This is a genomic window from Pseudoalteromonas nigrifaciens (genome assembly GCF_002221505.1).
Classification (GTDB): Bacteria; Pseudomonadota; Gammaproteobacteria; order Enterobacterales; family Alteromonadaceae; genus Pseudoalteromonas; species Pseudoalteromonas nigrifaciens.
In genome coordinates this window covers 1,125,263-1,145,917 of sequence record NZ_CP011036.1, presented here as the reverse complement: position 1 = coordinate 1,145,917, position 20,655 = coordinate 1,125,263, and the positions used below count along the sequence as shown (strand labels likewise).

General features: G+C 40.6%; 17 protein-coding genes. 11 read left to right on the top strand and 6 right to left on the bottom strand.

Translation table 11 applies throughout. The features are described from left to right. Window positions 1–77: 77 nt before the first annotated feature. The gene (locus PNIG_RS05430; protein ID WP_370446744.1) at window positions 78–3,260 is read right to left on the bottom strand and encodes a S41 family peptidase; all 3,183 of its coding nucleotides are present in this window, start codon (window positions 3,258–3,260) and stop codon (window positions 78–80) included. A 398-nt stretch (window positions 3,261–3,658) separates the two neighbouring features. Here PNIG_RS05430 and PNIG_RS05425 point away from each other — a divergent pair, with 398 nt between their 5' ends. Then, a complete protein-coding gene (locus tag PNIG_RS05425) occupies window positions 3,659–4,255 on the top strand; it encodes a hypothetical protein (protein WP_011327726.1) in 597 nt (198 codons plus the stop codon). A gap of 113 nt (window positions 4,256–4,368) precedes the next feature. Here PNIG_RS05425 and PNIG_RS05420 read toward each other — a convergent pair whose 3' ends face one another. From PNIG_RS05420 to PNIG_RS05400, 5 genes are all read right to left on the bottom strand, one after another. Beyond that, a complete protein-coding gene (locus tag PNIG_RS05420) occupies window positions 4,369–5,157 on the bottom strand; it encodes a bestrophin-like domain (RefSeq protein WP_011327725.1) in 789 nt (262 codons plus the stop codon). A 141-nt stretch (window positions 5,158–5,298) separates the two neighbouring features. Next, window positions 5,299–5,814, bottom strand: a complete 516-nt coding sequence (locus tag PNIG_RS05415) for a hypothetical protein (RefSeq protein WP_089367971.1) — start codon at window positions 5,812–5,814, stop codon at window positions 5,299–5,301. 143 nt (window positions 5,815–5,957) lie between these two features. Continuing rightward, window positions 5,958–6,434 (bottom strand): BamJ family beta-barrel-assembly machinery protein, encoded by a 477-nt coding sequence (gene bamJ / locus PNIG_RS05410; protein ID WP_011327723.1) that lies wholly within the window; start codon window positions 6,432–6,434, stop codon window positions 5,958–5,960. Window positions 6,435–6,436: 2 nt separating this feature from the next. After that, window positions 6,437–8,860, bottom strand: a complete 2,424-nt coding sequence (locus PNIG_RS05405; RefSeq protein WP_011327722.1) for a Lon protease family protein — start codon at window positions 8,858–8,860, stop codon at window positions 6,437–6,439. Between the two features lie 76 nt (window positions 8,861–8,936). Beyond that, window positions 8,937–9,395 carry a zinc ribbon-containing protein gene (locus tag PNIG_RS05400; protein WP_011327721.1) on the bottom strand — a complete coding sequence of 153 codons (459 nt, stop codon included), beginning with the start codon at window positions 9,393–9,395 and terminating at the stop codon, window positions 8,937–8,939. 232 nt (window positions 9,396–9,627) lie between these two features. On the opposite strand from PNIG_RS05400, the gene leuS reads away from it, so the two are divergent. From leuS to PNIG_RS05350, 10 genes are all read left to right on the top strand, one after another. Continuing rightward, window positions 9,628–12,216, top strand: coding sequence for a leucine--tRNA ligase (gene leuS, locus PNIG_RS05395; protein ID WP_011327720.1), 2,589 nt, complete (start codon window positions 9,628–9,630; stop codon window positions 12,214–12,216). Between the two features lies 1 nt (window position 12,217). Beyond that, window positions 12,218–12,709 carry an LPS-assembly lipoprotein LptE gene (locus PNIG_RS05390; protein WP_011327719.1) on the top strand — a complete coding sequence of 164 codons (492 nt, stop codon included), beginning with the start codon at window positions 12,218–12,220 and terminating at the stop codon, window positions 12,707–12,709. After that, entirely contained in the window at window positions 12,709–13,746 is a 1,038-nt protein-coding gene (holA, locus tag PNIG_RS05385; RefSeq protein WP_089367970.1) for a DNA polymerase III subunit delta, read from the top strand. The genes PNIG_RS05390 and holA overlap by 1 nt, the downstream gene beginning before the upstream one ends. A gap of 15 nt (window positions 13,747–13,761) precedes the next feature. Continuing rightward, complete coding sequence (nadD, locus tag PNIG_RS05380; protein ID WP_089367969.1) at window positions 13,762–14,406, top strand: nicotinate-nucleotide adenylyltransferase; 645 nt, start codon at window positions 13,762–13,764, stop codon at window positions 14,404–14,406. A 92-nt stretch (window positions 14,407–14,498) separates the two neighbouring features. Beyond that, a complete protein-coding gene (rsfS, locus tag PNIG_RS05375) occupies window positions 14,499–14,816 on the top strand; it encodes a ribosome silencing factor (protein WP_011327716.1) in 318 nt (105 codons plus the stop codon). A gap of 42 nt (window positions 14,817–14,858) precedes the next feature. Continuing rightward, window positions 14,859–15,329 (top strand): 23S rRNA (pseudouridine(1915)-N(3))-methyltransferase RlmH, encoded by a 471-nt coding sequence (rlmH, locus tag PNIG_RS05370; protein ID WP_011327715.1) that lies wholly within the window; start codon window positions 14,859–14,861, stop codon window positions 15,327–15,329. Between the two features lie 8 nt (window positions 15,330–15,337). Then, entirely contained in the window at window positions 15,338–17,206 is a 1,869-nt protein-coding gene (gene mrdA / locus PNIG_RS05365; protein ID WP_011327714.1) for a penicillin-binding protein 2, read from the top strand. Then, complete coding sequence (rodA, locus tag PNIG_RS05360; RefSeq protein WP_089367968.1) at window positions 17,203–18,309, top strand: rod shape-determining protein RodA; 1,107 nt, start codon at window positions 17,203–17,205, stop codon at window positions 18,307–18,309. Before mrdA ends, rodA begins: the two co-directional genes overlap by 4 nt. Then, window positions 18,309–19,082, top strand: a complete 774-nt coding sequence (locus PNIG_RS05355) for a septal ring lytic transglycosylase RlpA family protein (protein WP_089367967.1) — start codon at window positions 18,309–18,311, stop codon at window positions 19,080–19,082. The genes rodA and PNIG_RS05355 overlap by 1 nt, the downstream gene beginning before the upstream one ends. A 314-nt stretch (window positions 19,083–19,396) precedes the next feature. Next, window positions 19,397–20,560: a serine hydrolase gene (locus PNIG_RS05350; protein WP_011327711.1), complete on the top strand. Its 1,164-nt coding sequence runs from the start codon at window positions 19,397–19,399 to the stop codon at window positions 20,558–20,560. The last annotated feature ends 95 nt before the right edge of the window (window positions 20,561–20,655 follow it).

Here is a 20,655-nt window from a genome sequence, read left to right as displayed (position 1 = left end):
CTAATAAATTAGTTAGCTACCAAGCACACGCAAAGTAGCTAACAGGCTGCGTAACTTAGCAGCTTAATTTATTGCAATTAGCGACCAAATTCACTCGGTGGTGCTGGCACTACCAATGGTTTTTTCGGATTTGCTTTAAGCTCTTTTAATAACTCTTTTACAGCGCGTTCAATCGACGGATCTTGTCCGGCTTGAATAAGCTCTGGGCGATCAATCACTTCTATGTCTGGGCTTACGCCTTCATTTTCAATGATCCAGTTACCTTCGTTATCTAAAATTCTAAAAGTAGCGGCAATAACTGAGCCACCATCTACAAGCCCAGGGTTGCCCGAAATACCAATTAAACCGCCCCAGGTACGCGTACCAATTAATTTGCCTAAACCTGCTTGGCGAAAGTAATACGGTAGTGCGTCGCCGCCTGAACTAGAGTAGCCATTGATCAGCATAGCTTTAGGGCCATCGTGTGCAAACTGCGGGGTTTTAGTTGGCTCTACACCACGGCGTTTCCAGTAGTTAAGCGGTTTACGCGCTAACCAAGTGATCATATGTTCAGGTATAAAACCGCCGCCATTGTAACGATCGTCTATGATCATCGCTTCTTTATTAGTTTGCGGTAAAAAGTTTTTAAATAACGAACGGTTACCTTCGTAATGGGTGTTAGGTAAATGCACGTAGCCAATACGCCCATCTGAAAGCTTATTAACATACTCAGCGCGCGATTGTGCCCACTGTAAGTAACGCAATCCAGTTTCGCTGGCAATAGGCGTTACCATTACTTTCCAGCTGTTTTTTAGGCTTGGTGATTTACTGAGTAGTAATTCAACCGATTTACCTTGGGTGTTTTCTAGTAGTTCGTAAAAGTTGACTACGCTTTTTACTGAGCGGCCATTTACTGCAATTATGTAATCGCCTACATTGGCGTTAATGCCGGTTTCGTTTAGCGGTGAGCGAAAGTTTTCGTGCCAGTTTTCGCCTTTAAAAATAGTCTCTATTTTTACAAAGCCTGATTTATGCGCGCTAATTTCTGCGCCCAATAAGCCATGCTGTAAACGAGGAGATGTTGGCATATCGCCCGAGTTAACATAAATATGCCCTGAGTTTATTTCGCCTGCTATTTCACTTAATACATAATCTAGGTCGGCTCGATGTGCAATAGCGTCTGCCATAGGTTGGTAACGCGCTAAAATAGCATCCCAGTCTTGGCCATGATGGTTTTCGTCATAAAACCAGTCGCGCAGAGTGCGCCAGCCTTCACGATACATTTGTGCCCACTCGGTTTGCGGGTCAATTTTTAATACCATGTCTTGCAAGTTAAGTTGCGTAGCTTTTAAGTCTTGTTTAGCTTCTGGCTTTATTACGCTAATGTTTTTTCCTGCACGAGCAATAATATGCTCAGCATTAGCCGACACTTTATAATTACTCACTCCTGCTGCTATTGTGGCAACTTCACCATCAACGGCATTAGGCACTAACTTAAGCTCTCCTGCCGATAGTGTTAATACGCCGTCTTTTACGCCGCTTAGTGCGCCGTAGTTTCCTGCAGGTACATTTAGCGCCACAACACGGCTCATAAAGCCGTTACTTTCTATATAATTGCTGGGTGCTTTAGCTGACTTTTTATCGTCTTTATCTGCTTTTGAGTCAACAATGCTTATTTCGTCACTCAGCGGTGTATTAAGTGGCTTGATTTTACTATTTACTGCAACCGAATACAGTCGGGTTGCATTGTTAAACATGTAGTCAAACTCGTAGCTACTAAAAGTTAAATTAAAGTCGCGCTCTGATGTGAAATACAATTGCTGCCCGTCGGGAGAAAACGCTGGGTTTGTCTCACTGCTCATGTCATCAGTTAAGCGAGTAACGCGCTTGTCTTTTAAATTGTAATGCCATAATGAGGCGTAGCGATTTTCGTTATTTTTAACAAACACTATATCCTCGCTATTAGGCGACCAAATATAGCTAGTTAAACCATCTTCATTATATTTTGCGGTATCAATTTTACGCTGCTTACCGGTTTTAATATCGAGCCACCACAGGGTGTGATTCTGATCGCTAAACAATAACTTTTTATTATCTGGTGACCAAACTGGCTCAAAACGCCAAATACTGCCATTACTGGTCAGTTGCTTAACTTGGTTATTGTTAGCTCTGTCTTTTAGGTAAATTTCGTACTCGCCTGTTTCATCACTCATGTAAGCAATATAGCGTCCATTGGGCGACCATGTAGCCGATATTTCACGCCCTTTTGGCGTATGGCTTAAGTTTCGGGTTGGGCCATTTTTAACCGGCACAGAAAACAGTTCGCCGCGTGCTGTAAATAGTACTCTTTTTCCATCGTGCGATACGTCCATTGAATCAATAAAGTCACTAACATTTTTACTGTAGGCCATTGTATGTTCACGGTTACCTTGAACATTTATGCTCAGCTTTTCAGATTGCTGCGTGGCGTCATCAAAGCGATACAAATAACCACCATTTTCATACACTATGGCGTTGGGCCCAGCCGAGGGCCAAAGCACATCAAAGTCGCTGTGGTTAGTTACTTTTATCGGATTTTTGCCATCTTGATGTTTGTATAAATTTAGCGTGTATTCTCTGTCCGACACGTAGTAAATGTTATTGTTAACCCAAGTAGGCTGTTGGTCGGTTGCTCTGTTGGTTGTTAATTGCTTTGATTTGTTATTTTCTAAATCGTAAACCCATACATCTTGTGCGCGCCCGCCACGGGTGCGTTTCCAAGTACGAAATTCGCGATCAATGGGTGTATACACATACTGTTTGCCATCGGGCGATAACATGCCACCGCCAGTTTCTGGTATGGCTAATGGTTGCTCTAGGCCACCCGCAGCAGGCACTATATAAGGTCGGCCAACACGCTGACCATAAGGGGTACGGTTAGCTCTAAACACAATATGCTTACCGTCTGGGGTCCAATCAAGTACACGATAATCAAAACCACCGCGCGGCGGCATTACACCTACGTCGTTATAATAAGTCAGTTGTTTTAAGTCGGAGCCATCGCGGTTCATTACATACACTTGGCGGCTGCCATTATATTGGGCAGAAAAAGCGATTTGGCTGCCATCTGGCGAAAATTTAGGAAAGGTTTCAAAACCAATATGATCAGTTAAGCGCGTGCTTTTACCTGTTTTAGTGTTTGCTATATAAATATCGCCCGCATAAACAAAGGTTACTGATTCTTTATGAATATCGGGAAAGCGTAATAAGCGGGTATCTTGTGTTTGATAAGCCGCAACCATCGGCGATATTGCCGGTGCAACCGCTACTGCTATTGCTGTTAATAAAGTGCGTAGTTTCAAGGTTATCGTCCTTACAATGTTATTTCATTTCATAATAACAATAAAAAGACAGTTTGCAGCTTTGTGCGACAAATTACTGTAACAAGGTGTAAATACAGTCATTGTAAAAGCTTAATAATTGGTAATATATTTCACTCACATTTTAATATTTTAAACACCTACTCTAGCTAAAAGCAGTACTTTAAGCCCATTAAAAAAATAAAAGTTAATACTGCCTTGATTTATTCAGCTTTTGTTAATACTATCTTGCCCAATAAAATCCATTACTTTCATGGTATTACCTAACGATCTGTAATTTGGTTTTATTTAATCATAAATACACATAAAAGGAATATAATGTGAACAAAATAGCTTCAATCTTTATCGCTGTTACCCTACTTTTAACTACCGGCTGTACGGCCATTATGACTGCAGAACAAGCAGCTCCTACGTTAAATAAGCCCCAAGTTGATGAAATACAAATTGCAGTGGTAGATCATCGCCCATATGTTGTAAATGGTGACAAACTCTCTGGTTTTGAAGGATTAAGTCGCTCTGGCTTTGGTATACCTTATACACAAAACATCATTACTGGCGAAACTATGCCACAACACTTAGGTAAACGCCTTGCTGCTGGTTTTATTCGCTCTGGTATTAACGCTAAGCTAATAGCTACCACACCACAGGTCGATATTAATGACATTAAAGCAGATAGCGATACTGCGACTATTATAATCGTACTTAACGAATGGAAGTATGATCACCACGCTTTTACTGATAACTCATGGTATAACTTTGATCTAATAATTAAGGATCGCACTGGTGCTACGCTTATAAATAAAAACTTTACTGGCGAGCAAGACATTCCAAGTATGCATACCAACGACTTACAAATGCTTTATAAAGAGCGCTTTGAATTAGCGTTTGCAGATCCTGAGGTTAAAGCGTTACTGTAATTTTAAACTACGCGAACATTTTTATTGGCGAACTAAATAAGTATTTAGTTCGCCAAAGCAGCAAACAATATAACTGTTATTTACGCGCTTAAATTAAAACCCCTTCTTTATTACTATTTAATATTTTCTGAAACCTCAATCATTACCGTTTGATCTACTTGTATAAGCCCGCGCTTTGGCCGGTCTAAATCTATAATAATAAATACGATTAAAGTAATTAACAAAGAAACCAATACTATGGGCACAATCATTCGCTTACCACTTAGTCCTGCGGAATAACCCATAATGCCGCCAGACGAAATAAAAACAATAAAGAGCAGTATTAATACCACCTCAGGTACATGCATTTGCAATAAAGCATTTCGCTTTCCTTGGCTGTCTATTACATCATTAAGCGATTTTACAAACGCTCCTGTAGTTACAGGCCTTGGGTCAACATTTGTGGCTGCGATAGCCAATGACCATAACTGACGCTGTAGGTTGGCTATTTTATTATTGTAGTCGTTACGCTGCGCGTGTTTGGTTAAATCTAATTGGCCTATAGCAACTCGTAAGTCTACATACTCTTTAAATAATTCATTGGCTTGTTTTTTGTATTCTTGTGGCAGTAATTCAACCCGTAATATGGCTGTGCCGATTGTGTTTGCTTCATCTATTAACGCCATGCTGCGGTTATCATACCGTTGCATCGACATGCTAAATGTAAAACCCAGTAGTAATGCTAACAAACCTAATATACTGCCCTGAATAGAACCCGTTAGCGTCTTAACCTCACTGTCGGTTCTGCCTTGAATAAACCGCCCTGCTCTAAAGCCTATTTCGTTAAAAATAACGATCGCAATAAACAATGTAACTGCAATTAATACACTGCTGTATCCATAAAGTAATTCATCTTCGAACATAATTTAGTAAATTCCACTGGCCATTATTTGGGTGTACTTTTTAAAGCGTACTCAACAAAGTTATACTTTAAAGATACGGTAAATTTAAACTGGAAGTAAGTAAAATTAAGTTAAGGGCTGATTCACCAACCTGCCTTAACGCTAAACATTATAGTCGTGATCGCCTCGTCTTTTCATTTCACTCATAACCAGCTCAACCATTTGTTGTTTTATTGCTGCTTGCTCTGATTTTAACTCCCCTAATTGCCGCTCTAGTATATCTATTTGCTCTTGTTGTTGTGAGTTTTTATATTTTTTAGACCCTAAATGCTCAACATCAATAGCTAAACTAGCATCACTTTTATTTGGCTCATTTGCGGTGCTATTTATGGTTAAACTGCTTTGAATTGGACTTTGTTTGAGTTTGTTAATTTGCTCTTGCAATGCAATAACCCGCCCTAAAAAGTGCTTATACACTTTTTCTAGGTTTTTATATTGATCGCCAAACGTTGCGTTATCTTCCCTGTACTTTTGTGCTTTAGTGTCTAAGAACTTTGATAAAACATATTTTGGCTCAGCCTCTGTCTCACCTTCAGCAAGTTGCTTATCTGGTTGTGTTAAAGGCTGAGTATTAAGGCTGTATGCATGGTGTAAAGGGGGCGCTGGTGAAATCTTCATTACTTTATCCCTAAAATAGCTTTGTCACTATTATAGGTATCGACCTAACATTAAAATTCTTGAGTAACGTTTACAGGCTGGCTAAAAGCAAAAAGCCCCACTTTATGAAAGCAGGGCTTAAGTAATTATTACTTAAAATAATATTACGACTCAATAGCCAATAACTCAACTTCAAATATAAGCAGTGATGCCGGTGGAATGCTGCCCACACGTTTTTCACCGTAAGCCAGTTGATGCGGTACATAAAGTAGGTATTTATCGCCGGGGCTCATAAGTTGCAGACCTTCGGTCCACCCTTTAATAACTTGATGTAAACCAAAGCTAATAGGGGCTTTACGCTCAACTGAGCTGTCAAATACTGTGCCGTCTATTAACGTACCGTGGTAATGCACATTAACCATGCTTTTGGGGTTAGGCTTGTCATCGCTTTGCCCTTGGTGCAATACTTTGTACTGCAAGCCTGAAGCGGTCTCTTGTACGCCATCTACTTTTGCATTAGCTGCCAAAAAATCAGCTTCTATTTGCGCGTTAATACCCACTTGTTGTTTGGCTTTTTTGCTGTTTTTAAATATTAAAAAGCAAAATATGGCGATAATTACCGCTAATATTATATTAAGCATAGTTAATTTTTTTCCTCTTCTGGTTCTGCGTCTTTTTCATCTTCGCTATCGCCGTTTACAATGTCTGCAATATCTTTAAGTCGTGCTAAGGCTAGGCCGTTTACTGAGTTTTCAGGATAGTGCCCGTCAACTAAATCGCCAGCTTCTAAATCCATCAGTAAGTTAAGTGCCTGATCTACCGTCTCTACTGCGTAAATATTAAATTTACCAAGTTCAACTGCATTAAGTATTTCCTCATCTAACACTAAGTTAACTTGGTTAGATTTAGGAATGATCACGCCCTCTTCGCCAGTTAAACCGCGCATTTTACACAGTTTAAAAAAGCCTTCTATTTTTTCGTTTACGCCACCAATAGCTTGTACATCGCCATGTTGGTTAATTGAGCCTGTAAGCGCAATTGATTGACTCAGTGGTAAACTAGTAATAGCCGAAATTAACGCGCATAACTCGGCAAGTGACGCGCTATCGCCATCTATGTAGCCATAGCTTTGTTCAATTGCAATATTTGCACTGAGCGTTAAGCTAAAGTGCTGCGCGTATTTATTGCCTAAATAGCCGGTAAGTAGCATTACCCCTTTAGAGTGAATTGCTTTACCTAGCTCGGCTTCGCGCTCTACATCTAAAACGCCATCGGCACCGGCATAAACTGTTGCCGTAATACGCGCAGGTGTACCAAATGAGGTATCGCCAATATGCAGTACAGTTAAACCATTTACTTTGCCTATGGCTTGGCCTTGCGTGGCAATAAGGGTGTGCCCTTCTTTAATATCACTGAGCATGTTTTCGCTAATTTGCCCAGTACGATACTGTTTACCTTCAATGGCTTCGTCAATATGATGAGCGTCTATAACCGTTAGCTTGTCTTGTTTGGCATAATAACTTGCTTCGGCTACCAGCTCTAACACATCGGCAAAGCGGGCAGAGAGTTTATTATGATGCTCGGCTTGGCGATAACTAAATTTGAGCAAGCGCACCATTGCTGCTTCTGTAGTGGTGCATTTTAAAACGTGCTCACAATAGTCAGTTACTTTGGTAATAAATTGGTACTGTAATTTATCGCTACTCGGTAAGTAGTAGTCAAAGTCGGCTAGTATTCTAAACAGCTCAGCAAATTCTTCGTCGTACTCACCTATGGTGTAGTACAGCTCGCGCGAGCCTAATAATATTATTTTTACATCTAGCGGAATTAACTGCGGGCGCAACGTAAAACTGCTGCCTACAACGCTATCTTGATACGGTAAGTCATTTTTAATTTGATGGGTTTTAAGCGATAGTTTTAAACCATCCCACACTTGTGGGTTAGCCATTACTTTTTCGGCGTCCATCATTAAATAGCCACCGTTAGCGCGATGCAATGCGCCGGCCTGAATTGAGCGATAGCTAGTTATAAGCGAGCCTTGTGAGGTAGCGTACTCAACCTTGCCAAATATGTTGCCAAACGTTGGGTTAGGTTCGTAAACCACAGGAGCGGCGTCGCCTTCTTTAAACTCAACTAAAATATTGGGCGCAAAAAAGTCAGTAAGCATGCCTTTGCGATCAAAGTCTTCTTTGTTTTCTTCGCTTTCGCCTTCATCGTCTAACCACTCAAGCACAGCGTCAATAATTTCTACGCGAATGTCTTTTAAATAACGCAGCACGCCAATATGGCTGGCATATTTATGCTCTAAGTCTTTTAATAAGGGCTTAGTTGCTTGCTCGGCAGTCGACTTTTTAAGGTTACGTAGCTTTTCGGTAGATTCACGTTTCCAGCGCGGCAGCTCAATAAGTGCTTCTATTAATGTGTCTTCGAGTTTTTCAATTCTTTCAAAAAAGGTTTCACGTAGCTCATCTTCAAGGTGCGAAAATTCATTATCGCTTAGCTGCTTGCCACCTATTAATGGAGCAAAACCTACTACGCCTTTTTCTTCAATAAGCGCCACACTTTGTTCAAGCGCCGCAATTTCTACCGCGGTAATAGCACCGTCATAGGCGTCGTTAAATTCACGGTCTATGGATTTCTTTTTGCGCTGGTACGCAGGGTTGTCAAATGCGGCAGGAAAGGTGTCGAGCACTTCGTCAATAAAAGCATCAATGTCATCGGCAAGCTTTTTACTTTGCCCAGCTTGCATAAACAGTGCGATAGGCTCGCGGTGGTCGTCGTAATTATTTACATACAACCACTCATTAGGCGTTACTCTGCCTTTGGCATGCTCTTTTAGTTTGTCTTTTACTAGGGTAAAACGTCCATGTGCAGCTTCGCCCATTACGTATACGTTATAGCCAGGTAAATCCATACCGAGTGAAAAGTCTAATGCACTTTGCGCCCGTTGTTGGCCTATAAAAGTAAAATGCTCTGGGTATGGGTTGCTCATGCAAGTATGCACGTGGCTAGTAGAAATGCTCGGCGCAAGCTTTGATACAGGTAGTGGCAGTAATTTTTTCGTCATTCTAACTTCTTTGTTTACCAGCGTATTCACTGGCTTTTGGCGTATTAAGTGGCCTGCAGCCACTTAATACTTATATTTAGGGTTGCAAAGCCTTACGGCTAAAATAGATTCCATCACACTCTAAACAAGGTGTTATTTGCGTAGCATGATAAACATCGTAACTATGGTTACAATTCTTACATACTAATGTGCCCATGGCTATCCATTCGCCTACGTGATATATGCCATTGTGCTTAAAATCTTGGCTAAGTGAGTGCCACTCTAGCTGTGTTTTGTCTTCTATGTGCGAAAGCTCATACCATAATGATTCTTTAAGCTCTTGCCATGCAAGCGAATTATAGTGGGTTTCGTGCTCTTGCAAGTGTTCTAAATCGCGCATTAAGTAGTTACGATAAAGTTGATACTTTTCTTCTCCTAAATTTTTAAGTGCCTGCTCAGATTCAACAAATCGTTTTACCGCCTCTTTTAATTCATGATCTTTTACATCTTTTAACCAAAGCGTTAAATCGTTTAGCCATGTTTTGTAGTCAGCCATTTTCTTACTCCTGCAAATTTAGGGCATATTTAGATTTGTAGGTTGAACCTATTAGGGCTGTTAAATCAACCTTTAACCTATGCTTTTCAGCAACTAGCTTACAAAAGTATAGGTTAACCTGCACTGAAAGTTATAATTTAATAAAAGCGTGTTTATGGCGCTATAAATAGCGGTTTATTTGGGTTATCCTAGAGCTAATTTTTTATTAGTCGTAAGAAGTCTGGAACCGTAGATGCAAGAGCAATATAACCCTCAAAAAATAGAGTCAAAAATCCAACGTTACTGGGAAGAAAACAAAGTATTTAAAGTTACGGAAGATGAGAGCAAAGAAAAGTATTACTGCCTTTCTATGTTCCCCTACCCGAGCGGTCGACTCCATATGGGTCACGTGCGTAACTACACTATTGGTGACGTTGTATCTCGCTTTCAGCGCTTAAAAGGCAAAAACGTAATGCAACCTATGGGTTGGGATGCGTTTGGTTTACCTGCAGAAAACGCGGCTATTAAAAACAAAACAGCCCCTGCAAAATGGACCTACGAGAATATTGACTACATGCGTACCCAACTTAAGCAGTTAGGTTTTGGTTATGACTGGGATCGCGAAATTGCCACCTGTCATCCAGAATACTATAAATGGGAACAATGGTTTTTCACTAAGTTGTACGAAAAAGGCTTAGTGTACAAAAAAATGTCGACGGTTAACTGGGATCCGGTAGATCAAACTGTATTAGCTAACGAGCAAGTTATTGACGGTCGCGGTTGGCGTTCGGGCGCTGTGGTTGAGCAAAAAGAAATTCCACAGTGGTTTATTAAAATTACCGACTACGCACAAGAACTACTTGACGATTTAGACAAGTTAGAAGATTGGCCTGAACAAGTTAAAACCATGCAGCGCAACTGGATTGGTCGCTCTGAAGGGTGTGACATTGAATTTAAACGCACTGATAACAACGAAACATTTAGCGTTTATACCACGCGTCCAGATACCTTTATGGGTGTGACTTATGTAGCGGTTGCTGCAGGCCACCCAATTGCTAAAGAAGCGGCTAAAAATAGCGATTCTGTGGCACTGTTTGTTGAAGAATGTAAAAACAACAAAGTAAGTGAAGCCGACATGGCAACCATGGAGAAAAAAGGCATAGCAACTGGCTTTTTTGCTACTCACCCACTTACTGGTGAGCAAGTACCAATTTGGATCGCTAACTTTGTATTAATGCATTACGGCTCAGGCGCGGTAATGGCAGTGCCTGCACACGACCAACGTGACTTTGAATTTGCAACAGCCTACGGCCTTGATATTAAACAAGTGATTGCGCCAGTTACGGGCTCTGACCTTGAAGTAAACCTAAACAAAGAAGCGTTTACCGATAAAGGTGTATTGGTTAACTCGGGTGAATTTGACGGCCTTGATTTTGACGCGGCATTTAATGCCATTGCCGATAAGTTAGAAGCCTTGGGTGTGGGCGAGCGTAAAGTAAACTTCCGCCTGCGTGATTGGGGCGTAAGCCGCCAACGTTACTGGGGTTCACCAATTCCAATGCTTAGCGACGAAGACGGTAACGAACTTGCTGCAACCGACGATATGCTGCCAGTACGCTTACCAGAGGACGTAGTAATGAATGGCGTTACATCGCCAATCAAAGCTGATCCTAACTGGGCAAAAACCACCATGAATGGCGCACCAGCGTTTCATGAAACCGATACCTTTGACACCTTTATGGAATCGTCTTGGTATTACGCTCGTTACTGTAGCCCACGTCATGACGAAGGCATGCTAGACCCAGCAGCGGCTAACTATTGGTTACCAGTAAACCAATACATAGGTGGTATTGAACACGCTATTTTACATTTATTGTACTCGCGCTTTTTCCATAAACTATTACGCGACTTTGGTTTAGTTGATTCAGACGAGCCATTTGACCGCCTACTTTGTCAAGGTATGGTATTAGCCGAAACGTTTTATCGTAAAGATGAAAAAGGGGCTGATATTTGGATTTCGCCAAGCGACGTAAATACCGAAACAGACGACAAAGGCCGCGTAACTAAAGCATGGCATAAAGTTGATGGTAACCCGGTGTTTTCATCTGGCATGAGCAAAATGTCAAAATCGAAAAATAACGGTATTGATCCACAGCATGTTATTGCACAATACGGCGCCGACACTGTACGTTTATTTATGATGTTTACAGCACCACCAGAGCAAACGCTAGAATGGTCTGACGCGGGTGTTGAAGGTGCACATCGCTTCTTAAAACGTGTGTGGAAATACGCGGTTGATGTTAAAACAGTTGGTTTTCAACCACTCAATAAAACAGCATTAAATAACGAGCAAAAAGTACTGCGTCGCGATTTACACAAAGCAATTGCTAAAGTGAGTGATGATGTTGAACGTCGTCAAACCTTTAATACTGCTATTGCGGCAATTATGGAGCTGTCTAATAAACTATTAAAAGCACCGTTAAATAGTAAGCAAGATGTAGCGATAGCTAACGAAGCGCTTGAAGCAATGCTTATTATGCTTGCACCTATTACGCCGCATTTGTCGCACCAATTATGGCAAGAGCTAGGTAAAGAAGGCGATATAGTTAACGCTTCATGGCCAGAGGTTGATCAGTCGGCTTTGGTTGAAGATGAAAAGTTAATTATTATTCAAGTTAACGGAAAACTACGCGCTAAACTAACCGTTGCAGCCGATGCCACAAAAGAGCAAGTAGAAGCACTCGCTTTTGAACAAGCAAGCGTAACTAAATACACTGACGGTGTTACCGTTCGTAAAGTTATTTACGTACCGGGTAAACTGCTTAATGTGGTAGCTAATTAATATGGCCGCTTTTAACGCCATTAAAAACGGACTAGCCTTAGTGCTAGTCTGTTTTTTATTAACTAGCTGTGGCTTTCATTTAAAAAAAGCCTCTAGCTTGCCAGACGATCTAAAACAAATAACCCTCATTGGCGACGATGAAAAGTCAGCGTTATTTAGCGCCTTAAAAAGTGAGCTTATTGCCAGTGACGTTAAACTAGTTGCGGCTAGTAAAAAGTCGGCACAGCTTTATTTATTTAAAGATCAGCTTGAACGTCAAACCTTGTCGTTGTTTCAAAATGGCCAAGTAGCAGAATACGAACTTACTTACAGTGTTGCGTTTGTGATCAATCGTCCTAATGCTGAGCCAATAGAAAAGCGCTTTGAGTTATATCGTAATTATCAAGACGATCCTGACAATGCATTAGCCAAAGCAAAAGAGCTTGCACTCCTTATTAGCGAAATACGCCAACAAGCTAGTCGTCGTATTCTTAGAGAGTTGTCGCAACTATAATGCGCTGTTACGCTAATCAATTACCGAGTGAACTAAAAAAAGGCTTAAAACCCTTTTACTTAGTGTTTGGTGAAGAGCCTTTTCAAGAAGCGCAATGTGTACAACAAATTCGCGCAATTGCTAAAGAGCAAGGCTTTGATGAAGTAATTAAATTTACTTTAATGCAAGGTTTTGATTGGCAAGAAATTATAGCTCAATATCAAAGTATGTCGCTGTTTAGCGCCCGCACTATTATTGAGCTTGATTTAAACCAGCAAAAGCCAGGAATTATTGGCAGCAACACGTTTAAAAAAATTATTGAGCTAATAAACCCCGATACCATTTTAATTATTAAAGGCGCTAAAGCCAGCCAAGACGTACAACGCAGTGCTTGGTTTAAAGCGCTTGATAAACACGGTTTATTTGTACCTTACTATCCGCTTACCGGTACGCATGTAAAGCGTTGGTTAGATGAGCAATGCCAGCGTTTATCTCTTAATATGCAAAATGAGGCAAAGCTGAGTTTAATTAGCGCCACTGAAGGTAATTTACTGGCGTGTTTTCAAGAACTCGAAAAACTCTCATTACTACACGCCAATGCGCTCATTACACAACAATTAGTAATGCAAGGGCTATTAAATCAAGCCAAGTTTGATATTTTTGATTTAAGCGACGCACTATTAAACGGCCAAGCTAAACAAGCAATAAAAGTGCTGAATAAACTGGCCAGCGATAACACCGAAGTGGTGAGTATTTTATGGGCAATAACCAAGGAGCTTAACACCTTAATTGATGTGCAAATTGGTTTACTTAATGGCGAGCCCATTGCTAATTTATTTAAGCAAAAAGCAATATGGAAAAACCAACAAGCGCCAGTACAAAGTGCTATAAACAGGTTAAGTATTCATACCCTTGAGCAAATTAGCTCTGAGCTTGCAATATTTGACGCCAGCTACAAACAAGGTAACTTAATTGCGCCCTATCAAGCACTCGCGCATATTTGTATTAAGTTTTGCCAACCGCTGAATATTTCGCTGCCATGTCATCCTGTTAATTAAAATGCAGAATTTAACATGATCGCAATTTTTGGTGGCACTTTCGACCCCGTTCATTTGGGGCACATTAATATGGCAAAGCAATGCGTAAATGCACTTAACTTAAATACGTTGTACTTTATGCCTTGCGCACTGCCCGCCCACAAAATGGCTCCTGGCATTAGCACCGAGCACCGAGTAGCTATGCTCAATGCAGCAATTGCGCCTTACCCTTTTTTTCAACTCGATTTAAGAGAGTTGCACCGCACTGGGCCTTCTTATTCTTTATTGAGTTTACAAGAATTAAGAGCACAGCATCCAAACACGCCAATTGTGTTTTTAATTGGCATGGACTCGTTTAATAACCTCGATAAATGGTATCAGTGGCAAGCAATCACGCAACTTTGCCATATTGTGGTGTATCAACGCCCTGGGCAGCAATGTGCTGTTAGTGGCCATTTACAGCATTATATGCAACAAGCGCAAGTTAATAATGCAAAAACCCTTTCACATACGGTTGCCGATAAACTTTATTTTTTACCCGGTGAAATGCTCGATGCAGCATCGAGTAATATTCGCCAACAACTTAAAAATACTAATAAAAAGAATGAACTATTACCCGATGCAGTGAGTCTGTATATAGAGCGCCATGCGCTTTACCAAAATGATGATAATACTAATTAACCTTGACAAGTGAATACTCTGCAAGAGTCATTGGTATAAAACCCCTAGCATGTTAAAATGCACGCTATTAAATTTAAAATTGAGACAAAACCTTGGATTCGAAACAACTACTCGCTTTTGCAATAGATAAAATTGAAGATATGAAAGCACGCGATGTGATTCATATTGACGTAACAGCAACATCAGACATTACAGACTACATGGTTGTATGCTCTGGCACATCTAAACGTCATGTTCTGTCAATTGCTGATAATTTAGCAAAAGAGGCTCGCCACGCAGGTGAAGAACCTTTAGGTTATGAAGGCCAAAGCGACGGTGAATGGGCATTGGTTGATTTAGGTGATGTGGTTGTACACGTGATGCAAAACGAAGCACGTAGCTATTACGATCTAGAAAAACTGTGGGGCTAGTAATAAACACCCACTTATTTTAGACAGGCTTGGAAGTAACACGTGAAAATACAAATGATTGCCGTTGGTACAAAAATGCCAGCTTGGGTAGAAACCGGATTTACAGAGTATCAACGTCGTTTTGCTAAAGATATGACACTTGAACTGATTGAAATCCCAGCCGGAAAACGTGGTAAAAATGCAGATATAAAACGCATTTTACATATTGAAGGTGAAAAAACCTTAGCAGCTATTCCTAAAGGCAACCGTATTGTTACTCTAGAAGTAACAGGTAAACCACTTGATACCCACGAACTTGCTAAAAACATGGAAAAATGGCAACTCGATGGCCGCGATGTAAGTTTACTTATTGGCGGTCCTGAAGGACTTGCACCAGAGTGTATTGCTGCCTCTGAGCAAAAATGGTCGTTATCTAACTTAACTTTACCGCACCCTTTGGTGCGTATTATTGTTGCTGAAAGCCTATACAGAGGCTGGAGCTTAAATAACAACCATCCTTATCATCGCGAGTAATCCTTGCCATGTTAAAACAAAGACCCACTATTCGCGACCATTCAGCAGAGGCAAACTTATTTGCACGGCGTGCGTTTGTGGGTTTTATTTTTATATTAGCTCTAATTGCTATTTTACTCTCGAATTTATATAAAATTCAGGTAGATGATCATCAAAACTACCAAACTCGCTCCAACGACAACCGTATTAAAGTTATTCCAATTGCGCCTAACCGAGGTTTAATTTACGACCGCAATGGCGTATTACTTGCCGAAAACAAACCCGTTTATAATCTTGAGGTTATTCCTGAAGATGTTGCAGACCTGCCGCTATCGCTTGAACAAGTAAGTAAAATAATAACTATAAGCGAGCAAGAAAAAACCGACTTTTTAGACGATATAAAACATACGCGGCGTTTTAAAAGCCAAGTACTAAAAGCACGTTTAGATGAAACAGAAGTTGCTAAATTTTCAGTAAACCAACATAAATTTCCGGGCTTTAGTATTGAAGCTCGCCTCGCCCGCTATTATCCGTTTGGCGATACCCTTACCCATGCACTGGGCTATGTGGCTAAATTAAACAGAAAAGAGCTAAATAAATTAACTCAAGAAGATCAAGCTACAAATTATCGCGCCACTCACGACATTGGCAAACTCGGCATCGAAAAGTATTACGAAGAACTCTTGCATGGCCAAGTGGGCTCGCAGCATGTTGAAGTTAATAATCGCGGTAGAATAATTCGCACTTTAAGCATGCTCCCCCCGCAACCAGGGAGCGACTTAGTACTCACACTCGATATTGGTTTACAGCAAATTGCCCAACATGCGCTTAAAGATATGCGTGGTGCTATTGTCGTTATGGACGCTAAAGATGGCGGTGTACTTGCGCTTTATTCTAACCCTAGTTACGACCCTAATTTATTTGTGCACGGCATAAGCAGCAAAAACTATAAAGCCTTACTAAACCCAGACCGCCCGTTAATTAATCGTGCAACTCAAGGTCGTTATGCACCTGCCTCTACTGTAAAACCACATATGGCTATTTTAGCCCTAGAAGAGAATATAGTCAGCGAAAGTACTTCTATGTGGGATCCTGGTTTTTTTCAAATTCCAAATGTAGAGCATAAATGGCGCGACTGGAAACGTTGGGGTCATGGTCATGTTGATGTATACAAAGCAATTGAAGAGTCGTGCGATACCTATTTTTACGATGCAGCTTATCGCTTAGGTATTACTAAAATAAGTAACTTTATGTCGCGTTTTGGCTTTGGTGAACTCTCTGGTATTGATATTCATGAAGAAACTACGGCAATACTGCCCTCAAAAGAGTGGAAAGAAAATCGCTTTAAAGAGTCGTGGTGGCGTGGTGACACTATTTCTGTAGGCATAGGCCAAGGCTATTGGACCGCCACTCCAATTCAGATTGCAAATGCGACAAACATTTTAGTAAACCGTGGTATTAACCATCCGCCACATTTAGTGCAAGTCGTTAAAAAAGATAACGACATTATACAAATCAATAATGAAGAAAAGCCCCCTGTAATATTAAAAAACCCTCATCATTGGCAAATTGCTTTAGATGCAATGCACAACACAGTAAAAAAAGTATCGGGTACTGCGCATAAAGCATTTAAAGGGACTAATTATGACTCTGCTGGTAAAACGGGCACAGCACAAATAGTAAGTATTGCTCAAGGCGAACGCTACGATGCTGATGCGTTAAAAGAGCGACAACGCGACAACACTATTTATATTGGTTTTGCACCGTATAACGATCCCAAAATTGTAGTTTCTGTAATATTAGAAAATAACCATGGTGGTGTGCAAATTGCTCGGCAACTTATGGATTACTACTTTGCAGCCAACCCCGTTAATCTTGCAAGGAATAACATCCCATGACCGCTTTGCACGATAAACGCTCAATTTGGATGCGCCTACATATAGACTTACCCTTATTTATTGCGCTGCTAATAATGATGGTCGGTAGTATCACTATTGTGTACAGCGCCAGTGGCCAAGATAACGCCATGATGATCCGCCATATTACGCGCATGGCCGGTGCAATTGTAGCTATGTTCGTATTAGCGCAGCTATCTCCTGCTACTTTAAAGCGCTTAGTTATACCGCTTTATTGCTTAGGGCTATTAATGCTAGTTGGAGTGTTATTATTTGGAGTGAGTTCTAAAGGTGCTCAGCGCTGGCTAGACTTAGGTATCACTCGCTTTCAACCATCTGAATTAATGAAGCTTGCAGTCCCCATGATGGTTGCTTGGTATATAGGACGTAATCACTTACCCCCTCGCCCACTGCATTTAATTATTGGTTTTGTAATTATGATGCTACCGACGCTACTAATTAAAGAGCAGCCCGACTTAGGCACTTCTATATTAATTGCCAGCTCAGGTGTTTTTGTATTGTTTTTATCGGGTTTGAGCTGGCGTTTAATTGGTTTTTTAAGCTCTATAGTAGCACTCGCTGCATGGCCTTTTTGGCACTATGGTATGCACGATTATCAAAAGCAACGAGTACTTACTTTTTTAGATCCTGAAAGCGACCCGCTTGGCTCTGGCTATCATATTATTCAGTCTAAAATTGCGATTGGCTCTGGTGGCATTGAAGGTAAAGGTTGGTTACAGGGTACGCAATCGCAACTTGAATTTTTACCAGAGCGCCATACAGACTTTATATTTTCGGTGTTAAGTGAGGAATTTGGCTTATTTGGGGTGTGTATTTTACTCAGTTTATATTTATTTATTATTGGCCGCGGTTTATACATTGCCGTTAATGCACAAGATGCCTTTGGCAAGTTATTAGCTGGCTCACTTACACTGACATTTTTTGTTTATGTGTTTGTAAATATAGGCATGGTATCGGGTTTATTACCCGTTGTAGGTGTACCGCTTCCACTAATAAGTTATGGTGGTACGTCTATGGTGACGCTGATGGCCAGTTTTGGCATTATTATGTCTATTGCAACTGATAAAAGGATGCTTTTAAAATAATGCAATTTTATACTCGATTTTTTACTATCAGCTTTGTCCTAATACTTTTAAGTGCTTGTAGTAGCTCAAATAACACCCCAAGCAGTCGCTACAGCATGCGCCATGATGCTGCACCATTACGTGTGCCTACCACATTAGAAATGCAAGACGCTGTAGTGGTTAAAGTTACTAAAAGTGCCAGCGCAAGCCGGCCTTATACCGTATTAGGTAAAAGTTATACGCCTATGCTTGACGAGACTGGTTATGCAGAGGAAGGCATTGCATCGTGGTACGGCCGTAAATTTCATGGTTATCATACTTCAAATGGCGAAATATACGATATGTTTGCCATGACCGCCGCTCATAAAACACTGCCCTTACCTAGCTTTGTAAAAGTAACAAATACCAGTAATAATAAATCTGTCATTGTGCGCGTAAATGACCGTGGCCCATTTCATGAAGATAGAGTGATTGATTTATCCTACGCAGCCGCATACAAACTAGGTTATTACACCCATGGTACAGCCAAGGTTAAGCTTGAAGCAGTTACGCTTGACAATTCGACTGCGCATTTAACCTATATTCAGGTAGCAGCAGGTAGTACACTAGCAAATATTGAAGCACTGGCTAGTCGTTTACGCCTCGATTATAAATTACCCACTAATATCGTGCAAAAAGACGATATTTTCAGGTTGCATTTAGGGCCAATTAAAGACGCCCAGCATGCACAGCAAGTATTAACACAATTAAAACAAAACCAATTTAAAAACGCGTTCTTGCTTTACACTCAGTAAGACTAATACCCAAACCACCCTAAGATGCAGAATTCAGCGTTGCACTGGGACTTAATATCTAGGCGTTACTTTGCTGAAATGGTAATCCCTTTTAAAAAGTAACAACACAGAGAGTAAGCTCCAGTGAAACGCCCTGGAGGTTGGTTTAAAAACGATTTATACTGCGTTATTGATTTGAACAATAGAGTGACTATTATTTGTAATCAATGCCTTGCCTAAATCGTTTTTAATTCCAACGACGCCCGCATCTAGGGGTAGTTTGGGTATGTGAATGGGCTAACGCAAATCTTTAACTTTAACCATTAATGAGTATGATGAAATCTATTAAACATAAAATTCTCAACGGGGTATGCGGCCTAGTTTGTTCTGCCGCCGTATTTTCAGCCACCGCACAAATTATTCCAGCACCTCCTCAAGTTAATGCTAAAGGTTATTTTTTAGTAGACTTTACAACTGGTAAAGTTATTGCCCAAGGTGAAGCTGATACAAAGTTAGCACCTGCTAGTTTAACTAAAATGATGACCAGTTATGTTATAGGCACAGAAGTTAAAGCCGGTAATATTGCACCTACCGACATGGTTACGGTTAGCGAAAAAGCATGGGCTAAAAACTTTCCAGAATCATCTAAAATGTTTATTGAAGTAGGTAAACAAATTAGCGTTGATGACCTAAACCACGGAATAATTATTCAATCAGGTAACGATGCCTGCGTTGCTATGGCAGAGCACATTGCCGGTAGCGAAAGCGCTTTTGCTGATTTAATGAACGCCCACGCTGCAAAATTAGGCATGAGCAACACCCACTTTATTAATAGCCACGGCCTTGATACCGACGCGCACTATACAACACCGCGTGATATGGCAACACTTGGCGGCGCACTTATTCGCGATGTACCCGATGAGTACGCACTTTATAAGAAAAAGTCATTTACTTATAACGGCATTAAACAATACAACCGCAACTCATTATTATGGGATGAAAGCCTAGACGTAGACGGTATTAAAACCGGCCATACATCAGATGCAGGCTACAGCTTAGTAACCTCTGCAACTAAAAACGATATGCGTTTAATTGCCGTTGTTATGGGTACTTCAAGCGAGCGCGCACGTAAAGAAGAAAGCAAAAAGTTACTTAACTATGGCTTTCGCTTTTATGAAACAATTACACCGTACAAAGCAGGCGATAGCTTTGCAGAGCAACGTATTTGGATGGGTAATAAAGAAAATGTTTCTTTAGGTATTTTAGAAGATACCCCTATTACTATTCCACGTGGTCAGCATAAAAATTTAAAAGCGAACTTTAAATTAGATAACACGCTTGAAGCGCCATTAGCTAAAGGCACTAAAGTAGGTACTTTATTTTTACAACTAGAAGGCGAAGATATTGCACAATATCCGCTAGTTACACTTGAAGAAGTGGAAGAAGGTAGCTTCTTTAGTAAAATTTATGACTACTTACGTTTACAGATTATGCAATAGCCGCATAAAACAATATTAACGCCTCTGCTATGAGGCGTTTTTTTTTGCTTGAAAAATGCTAGAATGCGCCCCATATAAGTCAATTATGTTGAGTT